This is a genomic window from Streptomyces sp. HNM0575 (assembly GCF_012726265.1).
Lineage (GTDB): Bacteria > Actinomycetota > Actinomycetes > Streptomycetales > Streptomycetaceae > Streptomyces.
Genome location: NZ_JAASAG010000002.1, coordinates 597,145 through 612,627, shown reverse-complemented (window position 1 = coordinate 612,627; position 15,483 = coordinate 597,145). Strand labels below are relative to the sequence as shown.

12 protein-coding genes are annotated in these 15,483 nt (G+C 71.4%); 10 read left to right on the top strand and 2 right to left on the bottom strand.

Going from position 1 to position 15,483, the window contains the following annotated elements:
• Positions 1-17 precede the first annotated feature (17 nt).
• Together purH and HCC61_RS30090 are read left to right on the top strand one after the other, a co-directional pair.
• Complete coding sequence (gene purH, locus HCC61_RS06550) at positions 18-1,694, top strand: bifunctional phosphoribosylaminoimidazolecarboxamide formyltransferase/IMP cyclohydrolase (protein ID WP_169134567.1); 1,677 nt, start codon at positions 18-20, stop codon at positions 1,692-1,694.
• 163 nt (positions 1,695-1,857) lie between these two features.
• Positions 1,858-2,376 (top strand): hypothetical protein, encoded by a 519-nt coding sequence (locus HCC61_RS30090; RefSeq protein WP_206322147.1) that lies wholly within the window; start codon positions 1,858-1,860, stop codon positions 2,374-2,376.
• Positions 2,377-2,479: 103 nt separating this feature from the next.
• On the opposite strand, the gene HCC61_RS06535 is transcribed toward HCC61_RS30090, so the two are convergent.
• Positions 2,480-3,076 carry a hypothetical protein gene (locus HCC61_RS06535; protein WP_169134280.1) on the bottom strand — a complete coding sequence of 199 codons (597 nt, stop codon included), beginning with the start codon at positions 3,074-3,076 and terminating at the stop codon, positions 2,480-2,482.
• Positions 3,077-3,432: 356 nt separating this feature from the next.
• A complete protein-coding gene (locus HCC61_RS06530; RefSeq protein WP_169134279.1) occupies positions 3,433-4,278 on the bottom strand; it encodes an RDD family protein in 846 nt (281 codons plus the stop codon).
• A 304-nt stretch (positions 4,279-4,582) separates the two neighbouring features.
• Here HCC61_RS06530 and HCC61_RS06525 point away from each other — a divergent pair, with 304 nt between their 5' ends.
• The 8 genes from HCC61_RS06525 to HCC61_RS06490 all read left to right on the top strand — a co-directional run bounded on the left by HCC61_RS06525 (position 4,583) and on the right by HCC61_RS06490 (position 15,456).
• Positions 4,583-5,440, top strand: coding sequence for a bifunctional methylenetetrahydrofolate dehydrogenase/methenyltetrahydrofolate cyclohydrolase (locus tag HCC61_RS06525; RefSeq protein WP_169134278.1), 858 nt, complete (start codon positions 4,583-4,585; stop codon positions 5,438-5,440).
• A gap of 50 nt (positions 5,441-5,490) precedes the next feature.
• Positions 5,491-5,853, top strand: a complete 363-nt coding sequence (locus HCC61_RS06520; RefSeq protein ID WP_346777058.1) for a DUF3017 domain-containing protein — start codon at positions 5,491-5,493, stop codon at positions 5,851-5,853.
• 344 nt (positions 5,854-6,197) lie between these two features.
• Positions 6,198-7,991, top strand: a complete 1,794-nt coding sequence (locus tag HCC61_RS06515) for an XRE family transcriptional regulator (RefSeq protein WP_169134277.1) — start codon at positions 6,198-6,200, stop codon at positions 7,989-7,991.
• Positions 7,992-8,555: 564 nt separating this feature from the next.
• Entirely contained in the window at positions 8,556-9,545 is a 990-nt protein-coding gene (locus tag HCC61_RS06510) for a malate dehydrogenase (RefSeq protein ID WP_169134276.1), read from the top strand.
• 540 nt (positions 9,546-10,085) lie between these two features.
• Positions 10,086-12,041 (top strand): hypothetical protein, encoded by a 1,956-nt coding sequence (locus tag HCC61_RS06505; protein ID WP_169134275.1) that lies wholly within the window; start codon positions 10,086-10,088, stop codon positions 12,039-12,041.
• A complete protein-coding gene (locus HCC61_RS06500; RefSeq protein ID WP_169134274.1) occupies positions 12,038-12,556 on the top strand; it encodes a hypothetical protein in 519 nt (172 codons plus the stop codon). The genes HCC61_RS06505 and HCC61_RS06500 overlap by 4 nt, the downstream gene beginning before the upstream one ends.
• Before the next feature lie 22 nt (positions 12,557-12,578).
• A complete protein-coding gene (locus HCC61_RS06495; RefSeq protein WP_169134273.1) occupies positions 12,579-13,433 on the top strand; it encodes a hypothetical protein in 855 nt (284 codons plus the stop codon).
• A 520-nt stretch (positions 13,434-13,953) separates the two neighbouring features.
• Positions 13,954-15,456, top strand: coding sequence for an aldehyde dehydrogenase family protein (locus tag HCC61_RS06490; RefSeq protein WP_169134272.1), 1,503 nt, complete (start codon positions 13,954-13,956; stop codon positions 15,454-15,456).
• Positions 15,457-15,483 lie beyond the last annotated feature (27 nt).

Sequence of the window (15,483 nt, the reverse complement as noted above, 5' to 3'; positions counted from 1 at the left end):
GCGGCATGAGCCAGGGCATGAGCCAGGGCCAGAGTCAGAGCCAGGGCACGGGCACGGGCCAGGACGACGGGACGAAGCGGCCGGTTCGCAGGGCGCTGATCAGCGTCTACGACAAGACGGGACTGGACGAGCTGGCCAAGGGCCTGCACGAGGCGGGCGTCCGGCTCGTCTCCACGGGCTCGACCGCCGCGCGCATCGCGGCGGCCGGAGTCCCCGTGACCGCCGTCGAGGAGCTGACGGGCTTCCCCGAATGTCTCGACGGACGGGTCAAGACCCTGCATCCGCGCGTGCACGCCGGCGTCCTCGCCGACCGCCGTCTCGCCTCGCACCGCGAGCAGCTGGACGAGCTGGACATCGAGCCGTTCGACCTCGTGGTCGTGAACCTCTATCCCTTCCGCGAGACCGTCGCCTCGGGTGCGACCCCGGACGAGTGCGTCGAGCAGATCGACATCGGTGGCCCGGCGATGGTGCGCGCCGCGGCCAAGAACCACGCCTCGGTCGCGGTCGTCGTCGACCCGGCGCGCTACGCGGACGTGCTCGAAGCCGCCCGCGGCGACGGCTTCCCGACGGCCGAGCGCAAGCGGCTCGCGGGGGAGGCGTTCCAGCACACGGCGGCGTACGACGTGGCGGTCGCCGCCTGGTTCGCCGACGGCTACGCGCCCGACGAGACCGGCGAGGCGTCCGGTACCCAGCCCGGCTCCGGTACCCAGCCCGGCTCCGGTACCGAGTCCGGCTCCGGTACCCGGCTGCCCGCCTTCACCGGTGCGGCCCTCACCCGTGCCGGCGTGCTGCGCTACGGCGAGAACCCGCACCAGCCCGCGGCCCTCTACACCGACGGCAGCGGCACGGGCCTGCCCGGAGCCGAGCAGCTGCACGGCAAGGAGATGTCGTACAACAACTACGTCGACACCGAGGCCGCGCGCCGCGCCGCGTACGAGCACGGGGACATGCCCTGTGTCGCGGTCATCAAGCACGCCAACCCCTGTGGCATCGCCGTCGGTTCGGACGTGGCGGACGCCCACCGCAAGGCGCACGCCTGCGACCCGCTCTCCGCGTTCGGCGGCGTGATCGCCGTCAACAGGCCGGTGTCCGTCGCCATGGCCGAGCAGGTCGCGGAGATCTTCACCGAGGTGATCGTGGCTCCCGCGTACCAGGAGGGCGCCGTCGAGGTGCTCGCCCGCAAGAAGAACATCCGGTTGCTGCGCTGTCCCGAACCGCCGTCCGCGGACGTGGAGTTCAGGCCCATCGAGGGCGGCGCGCTGCTCCAGGCCAAGGACCGGCTTCAGGCGCCGGGCGACGACCCCGGCGAGTGGACTCTCGCCACGGGCGAGCCGCTCTCGCCGTCCGGTCTCGACGAGCTGGTCTTCGCCTGGCGTGCCTGCCGCGCGGTGAAGTCCAACGCGATCCTGCTGGCCAGGCACGGAGCCACGGTCGGCGTGGGCATGGGCCAGGTCAACCGCGTGGACGCGGCGAAGCTCGCGGTGCAGCGCGCGGGCGAGGAGCGTGCCGACGGCTCCTACGCTGCCTCCGACGCCTTCTTCCCCTTCCCCGACGGGCTGGAGGTGCTGGCCCGCGCGGGCGTCAAGGCCGTTGTGCAGCCCGGCGGTTCGGTACGCGACGACGCGGTGACCGAGGCGGCGAAGGCGGCGGGCGTGACGATGTACCTCACGGGGACGCGGCACTTCTTTCACTGAGCGCAGCTTTCACTGAGCGCAGTTTTCACTGAGCGCAGCTTGCAATCGGCAAGGCTTTCGCCGAACACGGGTTCCTGAGGCGGCGGTTCCGCCGGGCACGGCTTTCGCCGAGCACCGCTTCCGCTGAGGCGCCGCTTCCCTCGGTACGTCATACTCGGATGTCATGAAAGACGGATCAACGCCGGAGCAGGGCGGATTCGGGCCGGCCGAGCCGCCGCCCGGTCAGGGCGGTGGAGCCGCGTACGGATATCCCGGTCCTCCGGGGGGATACGCCCAGCCGCCCGGCGCGGGCCCCGCGGGGGCCGGGGGCCTGGACGGGGGCTTCGGCGGGGGTTACGCACAACCCCTGGTCGTCATCGGGGACATCACGGTGACGGCCGACGGCATCGTCACGCCCGCGGGCAAGATGCCGCTGAGCGGCGCCACTTGGACGATCACGGACATGTCGCGCACGGAGGAGCGGATACCCACGCACGCGATCGTGCTCGCGGTGGTCTTCGTGTTCTTCTGCTTCCTCGGGCTGCTCTTCTTGCTGATGAAGGAGCGCACCACGGCCGGTCACGTCCAGGTGACCGTGAACAGCGGCGGGAAGTTCCACTCGACGATGATCCCGGTGCACGACCCGATGGCGGTGCACCACATCATGCAGCAGGTCAACTACGCCCGCAGCGTGAGCGTTTGAGCGTTCGGGGCTTCGAGCCCGGGCCGACGCCCCGGGGGCCGTGCGCCGCGGCGGGCCGTGCCGCGGGCCGCACGGCCCCTCGTCGCCGGATGCGGCGTGCGCGTCAGTAGCGCGGGCGGTTGAACCACTGCGAGCCGTCTTCCTTCGCCATGAAGACGATGATCAGGATGCCGAGCGCGAGCGGGATGATGCCGACGATGACGATGAGGGTGAGCAGCCCGAACACGGCCATCAGCGAGCCGTAGACGATGGTCCATATGCGGACGGTGTTGCCGCCGCTGTTGAACTGCGTGCCCAGGAAGATCGCCCCGGCGCTGATGATCAGCCCGACCACCCCGAGGGCGACGATCAGTCCGGCGCCGAGGTTGGCGAACTCCGTGCTGTTGGCGCTGAACATCGCCGCCTGGATGAAGTTGCCGATGGCGCCCAGGAGTCCGAGGCCGCCCAGGATGAACAGGATGATCCGCACCGCGTTCACCGAACCCGGCATCGTCGCCGGGGCGTTGGGGTAGTTGAAGCCGGGCTGCTGCGGATAGCCGCCCTGCACCGGCTGCTGGAAGCCGCCCTGCTGCGGGTAGCCGTATCCGGGCTGGCCCGGCTGCTGCGGATAGCCGTACCCCTGCTGCGGCGGGGGCTGCTGCGGCGGACGCTGATAAGGGTTGCCGCCCTCATAGGGGTTCTGCGGCGGTGGGTAACTCATCGCTGTGACCCTTCAGTCGGGGAGATGGCCTGGCTGTCGGAGCCGGTCCGTGCGAGCCGGTCCGTGCGAGCCGGTCCGTGCGAGCCGGTCCGTGCGAGCCGACGTGTGCGGGCCGGCGTATGCGAGCCGGCGTGTGTGAGAGAGCGTACGAAGGGCCGCGCCCCCGGTGTCCCGCGGCACGGCCCCCGTACGTGACGCTGCGACGGGACAAACGATACGGTCCGCCCTGCCCGGCACACCGTCCTGGTGGGTGCACCGGGGGTTCGCAGCACGGTCACTCCGCCGTGACCACTGCTTCCGTGAGGCCGTCCGCCTCGCGTGAACGGCTGGTCTGCGAACGGCTGGTCTGCGAACGGCTACTTCTTGATGACCACGGTGCCGGCGGCACGGTCGTGCCAGCCCTGGAGCTTCCCGCTGTTGTCGAAGAAGGGTGAGAGGACGACGAGCAGCGCACCGACGTAGCAGACCAGCGCACCCGCGACGGGGATGATGTAGCGGATGAACCCGGGGCCCACGCCCGGGACTTGACCGTCCGCCTCGCGGATCACGCGGAGGCCCATGGCCATCTTGCCGAAGGTCGCGCCCCTGAAGGCGATCATCAGCCACTCGTAGAGCGCCATCATCACGGCGATGATCAGGAACATCACGAGGAAGATCCCCAGGGCGCCCATGCCCGCCTCCTGGGCGTCCTGTACGCACTCGCTGTACCCGGGGGTGGTGTAGGTGCCGCAGTCCTCGACCGACGAGTTGGTGATGCCGACAGCGCTGCCGACGCCCGCGACCATGATGATCGTGTAGACCGTGCCCAGGATCAGACCGTCGATGAGGCGTGCCAGGAACCGCTGTCCCATCGTGGCCAGTTGCACCGTGCCGAGGTAATTGATGTTTATGTAGCCGTTGTTGGCCTGCACGGTGCCGGGCGCCTGCGGATATCCGTACGCGGGCTGCCCGGGGACGCCCTGCATCGGCTGCTGGTAGGCGCCCTGCTGGTAACCACCCTGCTGCTGATAACCGCCCTGTTGGTAACCGCCCTGCTGCTGGTAGCCGCCCTGCTGCGGGTATCCGTACCCGGGCTGACCGGGCTGCTGCGGCACGCCCCCCGGCTGCTGCGGGTAGCCGTACGCCTGCTGCTGGGGCTGCTGCGGCGGCTGTTGCGCGTAGGGGTTGTTCGGGTCCTGGCCGGGCGGTGGTGGATAGCTCACGAGTACGTGCCTCCGGGCGTTCTACAGGGGACGGAATGGGCCGAAGTCCTCGAGGGAACGACAGTTCCGCCCCCGCAGTCGCCGTGATTGGGCTGCGTGAGCCGCGTGCTCTGCACGATGTGCCTCCCCCGATTTGCGACGCCGGCCGTCGGCCCCTCGTGGTGCGGGCGCGGCGTCGGCGAATCATGTTGGTAGCCGGAAGCGCATGCTGTCCAGCTAGATCTCGGAATGTGGCGAATCCGCAACTCGACGCTCACGCCGCCCGGATTTCGGCCGGGCCCCCGCATCCGGGAGTATGGGATGCATGACGGCCCAGATTCTCGATGGCAAGGCCACGGCAGCAGCGATCAAGTCCGGTCTCAAGGAGCGCGTAGACGCCCTGCGCGCCCGCGGTGTCACGCCCGGCCTCGGCACCCTGCTCGTGGGTGACGACGTCGGCAGCCAGAAGTACGTCGCGGGCAAGCACCGGGACAGCGAGCAGATCGGCGTGCGGTCGATCCGGCGCGAGCTGCCCGCCACCGCCACCCAGGAGGAGATCGAGGCGGTCGTGCGGGAGCTGAACGAGGATCCGGACTGCACCGGTTACATCGTGCAGCTGCCGCTGCCCAAGGGCATCGACACCAACCGCGTGCTCGCGCTGATGGACCCGGACAAGGACGCGGACGGGCTGCACCCCACGAGTCTTGGCCGTCTCGTGCTGAACGAGCCGGGTCCGCTGCCCTGCACCCCGCGCGGCATCATCGAGCTGCTGCGCGAGCACGGCGTCGAGCTGAACGGCGCCCATGTGGTCGTCGTCGGCCGTGGCATCACCGTCGGCCGCTCCATCCCGCTGCTGCTGACGCGGCGCAGCGAGAACGCCACGGTGACCCAGTGCCACACCGGCACCCGCGATCTGCCCGCGCTGCTGAGGCAGGCGGACGTGATCGTGGCCGCGGCCGGTGTGCCGCATCTGGTCAAGCCGGAGGACGTGCGTCCGGGGGCCGCCGTGCTGGACGTGGGCGTCAGCCGCGACGAGCAGGGCAAGATCGTCGGAGACGTGCACCCGGGCGTGGCCGATGTCGCGGCGTGGATCTCGCCGAACCCGGGAGGCGTGGGCCCGATGACCCGCGCACAGCTGCTCGTCAACGTCGTGGAGGCGGCCGAGCGGGCCGCGGGGGAGTGACTTCGGTGCCAGTTGGAGGGACTTCGCGTACGTCGCGCCGTTTCCCGTCGGTGACGCGCGACACGGCGCGGCCGGAGGGCGGCCGGCGTGCGATGGGCGCCGGGCACGCGGCGCCGTACCGGCAGTGGCCGCTGCTGGCGGTCTGCTGCGGGGTGCTGATCGGTCTGCTGGTGACCGTCGCCGAGTTCCGCGCGGGGACGCTGATCATCGGGCTGTCGCTGCTGGGCGGTGCGGTGATGCGCTGGCTGATGCCGTCCGTCGGGATGCTGGCCGTGCGGTCGCCGTACACGGACATGGTCACGTACGGCGTGCTGGGGCTGTCGATAATTCTGCTGGCGATGATGGCGCAGCCCGAGCCGTGGCTGAAGATCCCGGTGCTGGAGAAGATCCTGCACTTCGTGGTCGGCCGGTAGCGGCCGGACAGCCGGACAGCCGTCCGGCGGGGCGGAGGCCGTAAGGGCGCAGCGGCGGACAGCACCGGCGAACAGGTAGGGGCGCACCGGCGAACAGGGCGCGTGCGGCGCCCGGTTCAGGAGGCTCCGCCGTCTCTGCCCCGTCCCGTCGTGCTCCGTCCCGCGCCCCAGGGCGCATACGCCGACACGTGCTGTGACGTGTGAGGAAACCCGTTGCCGCGGCCCGTACTTCCTTGTGGAAGTGCGGGCCGCAGCCGTGGATGCACTCCCCGGACGGGGTGGCAGACTAGGTGACGATCTGGCGCGGGAATTGTCGACGAACTCGGGGGACGAGGGGGAGGACCATGCCTCGGTGGAGGCCGCTACCGGAGGAACTGGACCCGCAGATCCGGGAGTTCACCAGCCAGCTGCGACGGCTGGTCGACCGCAGCGGAATGAGCGTCGCGACCATCGCGGACCGTACGGGCTACAGCAAGTCCTCCTGGGAGAGATATCTCGGCGGACGGCTGCTGCCGCCGCGCGGCGCCACGCACGCGCTGGGGGACGTCACGGGGACCGACATCCGTCACCTGGAGACGATGTGGGAGCTGGCCGAACGGGCGTGGAGCCGGGACGAGATGCGGCACGACCAGACGATGGAGGCCATCCGCGTCGCGCAGGCGCGGGAGGCGCTCGGCGAGTTCTGGGACGAGGATCCGGCCAAGGGCCGCAAGTGGGGCCGTAACAAGGACAAGAGCAAGGGCCGGGGCAAGGACAGGGACAAGAACAAGAACCGCGAGCAGGGCCGGGACGAGGACGGCGCCGCCGGGCGTTCGGCGGAAGCCGGCGGCCCTGACGCCGCCGTGAAGGAAGAGGAGTGGAAGGAGAAGACGGGGGAGATCCCCCTGGTCGCCGCCGAGAACTCGCAGAGCCGCGCGGCCTTTTCGGGCTTCTTCTCCCCGCCCTCGACCTCCGACGTGCCGGGTGCGCGCAGCGGGGCCGCGGCCCCCACCGCCTCCCGTACCGCTTCCGCTTCCGCCGCCGCGCCCGCCGCTCCCTCGGAGACCGGCCGCCCGCCGATGGACGACGAGACGGCCGTGCTGCGGCCCCGGCCGCTTCCCGGCCGGGGCGGTCATGAAGCCGCGGGCGGCCGGGGGACGAGGACCGGTAGAGATGGCGGCGCCGGCTCCTCTGCCGGTGCGGGTGCCGGTGCCGGTGCGGGTGCCGGTGCTCCGGGAGGCTTTCCCGCGCAGCGGGTCGACGTGGCCTCCTGGGGCGCGGCGGGAGAGGGCCGCCCGGGCCCGCGGGACGGCGCCGGTACGGGCTCGGGCCCGCCGGCGTATCGGCCCGGCGCAGACGACTTCCGTGCGGAACGCGCCGGGAGTACGGGAGTTGACGGCGCGGGCGGTCCCGACGCGCAGGACGCAACGCCGGGCGCGGCGGCGGGCGGACCGGATGTGGACTTCCGGCCCGGACACGGCCGTTCCTCCCGGGGCCGCCAGGTCGCGGCGCTGCTCGGGGGAGCACTGGGGGTGTTCGCGGTGCTGGGCGTCGGCGTGCTGGTCTTCGGCCTGCCGGGCGGCACGCAGAACTCCTCCGCCTCGCCTTCTCCTTCGGCGAAGTCCCCGCAACGCGACCTGCCCGCCGGTGTGAAGTGCCGCGGCCGCAGCTGCTCGGGCAAGGACCCGGAGAAGATGGGCTGCGGCGGCCAGAACGTGAAGAGCAGCAACTCGTCGTTCGTCGGACCGAGCATGGTCGAGGTGCGCTACAGCGAGGTCTGCCGGGCCGCTTGGGGCCGCATCACGGGCGCCGCGCAGGGCGACAGCCTGAAGATCAGCGCGGGCGGGCAGGCCGAGAGCGACAAGGTCGGCTCGACGAACGACGCCTATACGGAGATGGTCTCCGTCCGTTCGGCGACCGAAGCGCGCGCGTGCGCCACGCTCGTGGCCGGTACGACGGGCTGTACGAAGGCCGGTTCGGCCGGTCAGGCGGGCACCGACGCGGGCGCGGGTGACACGGAGGCCACGGCCGGTACGGGCTCGGCGGCACCCGCGGAGACGGCGGGCACGGCGGCCACCGCGGGCACGTCGGGTTCGCGCAACGGCAACGGTAACGGCAACGGCAACGGCGGCAACAGCAACGGCGGAAACGGCGGCTAGGACGGCAGCGGCGGCAGCGGCGGCAACGGCGGCAACGGCGGCAACAGCGGCGGCTAGGACGGCAGCGGCAGCGACGGCGGCACGGCCGGTACAGGCGGCGCCCGCCGCCCGCCGACCGGCCCGGTCGGCGCGTCACCGCGTGAGGACCCAACCGGCCTCAACCGCCCGCAATCGGCCTCAACTCACCGCCGTACAGGCCGTGTTGAAGCTGGCCGAAAGTCGTTGGTGTTCGGATCAATGCACATGCATGCATCGTTCGATCCCGGGAATGCGCTCATTCAGCACCCCCCCACGGGCTGGCCCGCACCGGCAGCCGCCCCCGCCATCCCTCCTTGCGCGGGCGGCTGCCGGCGCATATCGGGCGTCGGATAGCCTGGCGCGGGGTCTCTTGATGTAGAGACATCCGGAGACACCCAGAGAGATGTCCGCACAGGGCAGGGCGCGTTCCCTCCGGCTCTTCCCCCTGGCTTTCTCCCCCCTTGCCCGGGGAGGGGCCCCAGGGGGAGACGCCCCCGGAAGGCCTCCACCCTCGACATGCCATCGCCAGGTACTACGGAGACCGCCATGACCCGCACCCCCGTCAACGTCACCGTCACCGGAGCGGCCGGCCAGATCGGCTACGCGCTGCTCTTCCGTATCGCCTCCGGCCAGCTGCTGGGCGCCGACGTGCCCGTGAAGCTGCGGCTGCTGGAGATCACGCCGGCGCTGAAGGCGGCCGAGGGCACCGCCATGGAGCTGGACGACTGCGCCTTCCCGCTGCTGCACGGAATCGACATCACCGACGACCCGAACGTCGCCTTCGACGGCACGAACGTCGGTCTCCTCGTCGGCGCCCGGCCCCGTACGAAGGGCATGGAGCGCGGCGACCTGCTGGAGGCGAACGGCGGCATCTTCAAGCCGCAGGGCAAGGCGATCAACGACCACGCGGCCGACGACGTGAGGGTCCTCGTCGTCGGCAACCCCGCGAACACCAACGCCCTGATCGCCCAGGCCGCCGCTCCCGACGTGCCCGGCGAGCGCTTCACCGCCATGACGCGTCTCGACCACAACCGCGCCCTCACGCAGCTCGCGAAGAAGACCGGCACCCAGGTCTCCGACATCAAGAAGCTGACGATCTGGGGCAACCACTCGGCGACGCAGTACCCGGACGTCTTCAACGCCGAGGTCGCCGGCAAGAACGCCGCGGAGACCGTGAACGACGAGAAGTGGCTGGCCGAGGAGTTCATCCCGACCGTCGCCAAGCGCGGTGCGGCCATCATCGAGGCGCGCGGCGCCTCCTCGGCCGCGTCCGCGGCCAACGCCGCCATCGACCACGTGCACACGTGGGTCAACGGCACGCCCGCGGGCGACTGGACGTCGATGGGCATCCCCTCCGACGGTTCGTACGGCGTTCCGGAGGGCCTGATCTCCTCCTTCCCGGTCACCTGCGAGGGCGGCGCGTACAGGATCGTTCAGGGGCTGGACGTCAACGACTTCTCCCGTAAGCGCATCGACGCGTCCGTGCAGGAGCTGTCGGACGAGCGCGAGGCCGTGCGCGGTCTCGGCCTGCTCTGACGCGGAGTCCGTTGGCCGGAGTCCGGAGTGCGGAGTGCGGAGTGCGGTGGCCGCGGCCGCCGCACGCTGAACGCCCGTGCGCACGCCGGGCGTTGACACCCCCGCGCGGTACGCACGCGCACCACACCCAGGCGGGCCCGTACGGCCCGGGAGTACGGCTCCCGGCGCCGCGCGGGCCCGTTCCGCGTTGCCCGTACGGGTGGCGGTCCACGCGAAGGCGCCAAGGTGCGGACGCGAGGCGTGCGCGGAGCGGCCGCCGGCCGCCGGCCGCGATCGCGGGACGCCGTCACGGGACGCGTGTGCCCGCCGCGTCCGCGTCGTTCCCTTTCCGCGGCAGAAGCCGGCGTCGCCGGGGGAAGTCGCCTTCTCCAAGGGGAAGTCGGCGCATTCCCCGCACTCGGGACGGCCAACTCCGGGGCGTTCCCGAAGCGTTATCCACAGGCAATTCAGTGCCGTGGTGGCAGCGCGGCCCCTCCGGTATGTTCAAGGTCAATCCCTGGACGAACCGTGGGGAAATCGGGGCTACTCATGAGTTACTCAATGCGCACGCATGCTCACAGTGAGGCGACGCGTCTGCTGTGCGCAGGTGCGCGCCTGCACGCCGGATTCCGCCAGCGGGTCATCGACGAGCTGGTCGGGCACGCGGAGCGTCCCGTCGCGCCGTCGCTGGGTGTGGACGTGCGGCCCGTGCTCGCCCATGCGCTTCAGGCGCGGCGGCAGGAGGTGCAGGCCGCTCTCGCGCTGCTTGCGGTGTGGATCGGTTTCTTCTCGGCCTCCCTGCTTCTGACTTGGGATTTGCTCGACGACCGTTTCGGCGGGGATTCCGGCCTTCCGCTCGGCGAAGTCGTCTCGTCGGCCGTTCTCCCCGGCGGTGACGGGATTTCGCCCCTGTCCCAGCAGCCGATCAGCTGGGTCTTCTTCTACGCCGGTGTCGCTCTCGCGCTGTGGGCCGGCCGCGCCGTCTCGGGCCGCGAGTCGCTGCTGTACGCGGGGACGAGGGCGCCGCGCAGGTCGCTGCGTTCGGCGATCCGGCGCAGGCTGGGCCAGTTCGTGACCTTCGCGGCCCGCGTGCTCGCCGTCGTCTACTGGGTCAAGGCCCTCGGCGCCGTCGCGGACAATCCCTATCCGGTGATCTTTCCGCTGCTGATGGTCGCCGTGGTCTGGCTGCACCGGATCAGGGTCACCGCCGCACTGCGGGAGCAGCTCAGCCGCGAGAACTTCGCCACGGCGCAGCAGCCGGGACTTCCGTACGCCGAGCGTTACCGGCGCATCGGTGACGCGATCGACCAGGAGCAGCACGCCCCGGCCACGCTGTACGACGCGAACCGCCCGTTCGTCGGCGCCGGAGTCCCGCACAAGCCGTGGTCCTTCGCGCTGGAGCTGCGCCGCAAGAAGGAGTCGCCCGTCGCCGAGCCTGCTACGGGCGTGCCGCCGCAGGCCGTGCACGGCACGGTGGCGCCCGGCCTGGGCGCCGCCTCGGGCACGCACCAAGCGGAGGCGGAGCAGGCGGAGTTGGCGCAGCGGTATCCGGTCCAGCCGCCGCATCCGGGCGCCATGCCGCACGCGCAGCCGCCGGAAGGTCGGTTTCCGGACGGGCAGTTCGCGGACGGCCGGCTTACGGACGCACCGTTCCCCGACGGGCAGTTCGGCCCCGGCGGGCAGCCGGAGCAGGTGCAGCCGCAGCAGCCCCCGCCGTACCACCTCTCCAGTCGCCACATCATCGACATGATCACGCCGCGGCTCGTCGCGCTGCGGGAGTCCACGGCGCGCACCAGCCGCGACAGCCTCCGCGGTCTGGAGATCGAGGAGTTCGTCTATCTGCCGTCCGGGGTCCGCCGGGACAGCGGTGTCTACAAGACGGAGAGCGTCCAGCAGCATCTCGCCGAGGCGGCCGACGACGGCGGGGAGACCCGCAGGCACTTCCTCCGCATCCGCGTGGGCTCGTGGCACGAGCAGGTCGTCGTCTCCCTGCTCGTGCGGATACACACCCAGGGCGGGATGCTCGTCCTGGAGGTCGTTCCCCATGTACTGGGGCCGGTCGCCGAGGAGTTCAGGGAGATCGACGCGATCGTCGAGCGCCGCGCGGCCGGACCGCTGCGCGAGGGACTGCTCGCCTTCCTCACGGCCCCGGCGGCCACCGCCGCTGCGGGCATCGCCACGGCGCGCACCCTGCTGTCGGTCGTCCGCGTCTGGCTCAGCTCCCCGGAGTACGCGGCGCCGGACGCCCCCCTTGTCTCCGTGCGGGAGCTGGCGAGCACGAACGAGCTGTCGCTGTTCCAGGAGATGGACGTCAGCCGGTACATCAAGACGGTGCAGGACAGGATCGCCCACGGTGTACGGGACGCTCTGGAGCAGCGCGGCTTCCGCACCGACCGCTTCGAGCAGCAGATCGTGAACGTACGCGACGGCGGGGTCTACATCGAGGACATGAGCGGCGGTGCCGTCGCCACCGGCGAGCACGGCACGGCACAGCACCTCGAGAGGAGCCCGGCGTGAGACCGCCCGGCGCAGCGGCCCCCGGAGGCGAAGGGACCGGCGGCGCCGAGGAGTCCGGGCACGCGGCGGACCGCGATCCGGCAGCCGGCCGTGACCGTTTCCGGGACGGCGAGGGCCGTCCGGGCGGCGGTGCGGACGGCGGGCGCCCGCGCGGCGGCGGTGGCGGAGCCGTGCACATCGGCACCATGACGGGCGGCGCGATCGCCACCGGAGCGCAGGGGCAGGCCACTTCGTACAGCGGTGCGGTGCCGCCGGGCGCCGACGAGGCGACGCTGGCGCTCCTGGAGGCGGTGCGGGCGCTGCGCGCGGACATGCGCGTGCTCGCCGCCACCGAGGAGACCGCGGCGGTCGACGGTGAACTGGGCGAGATCGAGGGCGAGATCACGCGTACGGGCCGTGCCGGAGAGGGCCGTCTCGCCCGGCTCCGCGACCGGCTGGAGGCGGGTGCGAGCGCCGTCGGCCTGCTCGCGTCGTCGGCAGCGGTCGTGCAGGCCGTCGCGCAGGTGCTGGGGTGAGCGAGATGAGAGGTGAGGGCCGGTGATCCGTTTCGACGCCGACCAGCAGCGGTGGGTCGACCACGACGCGGAGACGCTGCTGGCGGAGCAGCACAAGGATTCCGCGCGGCAGCAACGGCAGGCGGCCAAGGGCGCGTTGGCGGTGCTGGCCGTCTGCGGGCTGGTCTTCGGGGCGTGGGCCCTCGGCTGGAAGGACGAGCCTGTGCCGCCCGGCGGCGGATCGCAGTCGCCGGCGGTCGCCCCGGACGACCCGGACGCCACGTCGCGGCCGGGCAGGAGCGCGCCGGGGGAGTCCGACGAGTCCGCCGGGAGCACCGACCCCGCCGGTCCGACCGATTCCGGCCCGCCCGAGGGCTATGAGATCCAGGAGGACTCCGAGGGCTTCAGCCTGGCCGTCCCGAAGGGCTGGGACCGCCGTACGGAAGAGCGGGACGGCCCGCAGGCGGTGTTCTATGAGAACTCCAGCGGCTCCAAGCAGCTTCAGATCTTCTGGGTGGAGGACTCCGATCCGTACGAGTCGCTGAAGCTCGCGGAGAAGAACGCCGAGAAGAACGAGCACTACGAGCGAAAGTCCCTGGACCGGCTCGACGGCGGCGACGGTTCCGCGGCCCGCCTCGAATACACCTATGACTCCGACGAGCACGGCGGAGCGCGCCGAGTCGTGGACCACCGCTTCGAGGCGGCGGACGGCGAGCTGTACGCGGTCATCGCCTACGCCCCGGACAAGGACGGCGCCTCCAAGGAGGAGAAGGAGCGGCTGGACACGGCGCTGGCCTTCTTCTGCCCGACGGGGGTGGACTGCCAGGCGGACAGCGGCGGAGGCGGAAGCGGCGGCGCGGACGGAGACGACGGCCTGGGCAACCCGGCCACCCCGTGACCGCGGGTCCGACCCGGCCGACCGGGCCGACCCGGCCGCCCCGAGCGGCCTGTCAGAAGGCGACGCCGGGTTCGCTCCGGCATTCCGTCCCTCTCCGGCTGCGATCACCGGTCGCGTAAGGACCGCCGCGTAAAGACCCGCTGTGTAAAGGCCGCTGCGTAAAGGCCCCTCAAGGTAAAGCCGTGGGGCACGCACCGTCGTACGGATCGGCGGCGAGGAAGACGGATGCCTCGGCGGCGTCAATGGCCTCCCGTTCAGAAGGCGAAAGATCAAGCCAAGCCGATGCGCACAAATCGTTATGAACGTTCATGCACGGCTCCTATCGGCCTCTTTACCGTGCTCCGCCGCACTTCGGCCGTGAGGAAACCCACTTATCTGAGCCGGACGGACATGCAACCGCCGAGACGGGGCAGGGTTCGCTCTTGTCATGTGACCAGCGCATGGCCTTATTTCAGCGTGATCGCGATGTGATTTTTTCGTGACACGATGCGTCGTGACAGCTCGGAAGGCAGTTCAGAAGGTGTCCGAAATCGAAAGCATTCATATCGACGGCGACTGGCGCGCGGCGCAGGCCGGCGGGACGCGGGAGATCCTCGACCCTGCCGACGCCACCACGCTCGCAGTGGTCGCAGACGGCGGCGTCCCGGACGCCGACGCCGCTGTCGCCGCTGCCCGCCGCGCATTCGACGAGGGCGAGTGGCCCCGTACACCGGTCGCCGAGCGCGCCGCACTGCTGCGCAGAGTCGCGGACCTCCTCCAGCGCGACCGCGAGGAGATAGGCCTCACCGAGTCCCGGGACGCGGGCAAGACGTGGGAAGAGGGCCGGGTCGACGTCGACGACGTCACCGCGGCCTTCCGCTACTTCGCGGACCTCGTCGCGGGCGAGTCCGGCGGCCGGGTCGTCGACGCCGGCGACCCGGACGTGCACAGCGTCGTCGTGCACGAGCCCGTCGGCGTCTGCGCCATGATCACGCCGTGGAACTATCCGCTGCTCCAGGCCAGCTGGAAGGTCGCACCCGCGCTGGCCGCGGGCAACACCTTCGTGATCAAGCCCAGTGAGATCACGCCGATGACCACCGTCCACCTGGTGAAGCTGCTCGCCGAGGCCGGGCTTCCCCCGGGGGTCGCGAACCTCGTGACCGGTGCGGGCGACCCCGTCGGCGCCCGCCTCTCCGAGCACCCCGACGTGGACCTGGTCTCCTTCACCGGCGGACTCCTCTCCGGTACGAAGGTCGCCCAGGCCGCGGCGCCCGGCGTGAAGAAGGTCGCCCTGGAACTGGGCGGCAAGAACCCCAACGTCGTCTTCGCCGACGCCTGCGACACCGAAGAGGGCTTCGACACCGCCGTCGACCAGGCGCTGAACGCCGCCTTCATCCACAGCGGCCAGGTCTGCTCGGCCGGTGCCCGCCTCATCGTCGAGGAGTCCGTCCGCGAGCGGTTCGTCGCCGAAGTCGCCGCCCGAGCCCAGCGCATCCGGCTCGGCCGCGGCACCGAGAAGGGCGTCGAGTGCGGACCGCTGGTCTCCGCGCAGCAGCTGGCGAAGACCGAGGCGTACGTCGCGTCCGCGCTGGACGAGGGCGCTGTGCTGCGCTGCGGCGGCGAGCGGCCCGTGCCGTCCGACGTGCGCCCGGCCGACGGCTACTTCTACTCGCCGACGGTCCTCGACAACTGTCACCGGCGTATGAAGGTGATCCGGGAGGAGACCTTCGGGCCTATCCTCACCGTCGAGACCTTCCGCACGGAGGACGAAGCGGTGGCGCTGGCGAACGACACCGAGTACGGCCTCGCCGGCGGCGTCTTCTCCGCGGATACGGCCCGCGCCCGCCGGGTCGCGTCCCGGCTGCGGCACGGCACCGTGTGGATCAACGACTTCCACCCCTATCTGCCGCAGGCCGAGTGGGGTGGTTTCGGCAAGTCGGGAGTGGGCCGCGAGCTGGGCCCGCACGGGCTTGCCGAGTACCGCGAGACCAAGCACGTGTACGAGAACCTGCGCCCCGCACCGGTCCGCTGGTTCTCCGGCTGACGGAGGAAGCGCATCATGCCCTCGTCG

Coding starts and splice junctions, on each gene's coding strand:
- purH (WP_169134567.1), top strand. CDS start 18: ATGAGCCAGGGCCAGAGTCAGAGCCAGGGCACGGGCACGGGCCAGGAC.
- HCC61_RS30090 (WP_206322147.1), top strand. CDS start 1,858: ATGAAAGACGGATCAACGCCGGAGCAGGGCGGATTCGGGCCGGCCGAG.
- HCC61_RS06535 (WP_169134280.1), bottom strand. CDS start 3,076: ATGAGTTACCCACCGCCGCAGAACCCCTATGAGGGCGGCAACCCTTAT.
- HCC61_RS06525 (WP_169134278.1), top strand. CDS start 4,583: ATGACGGCCCAGATTCTCGATGGCAAGGCCACGGCAGCAGCGATCAAG.
- HCC61_RS06515 (WP_169134277.1), top strand. CDS start 6,198: ATGCCTCGGTGGAGGCCGCTACCGGAGGAACTGGACCCGCAGATCCGG.
- HCC61_RS06510 (WP_169134276.1), top strand. CDS start 8,556: ATGACCCGCACCCCCGTCAACGTCACCGTCACCGGAGCGGCCGGCCAG.
- HCC61_RS06505 (WP_169134275.1), top strand. CDS start 10,086: ATGCGCACGCATGCTCACAGTGAGGCGACGCGTCTGCTGTGCGCAGGT.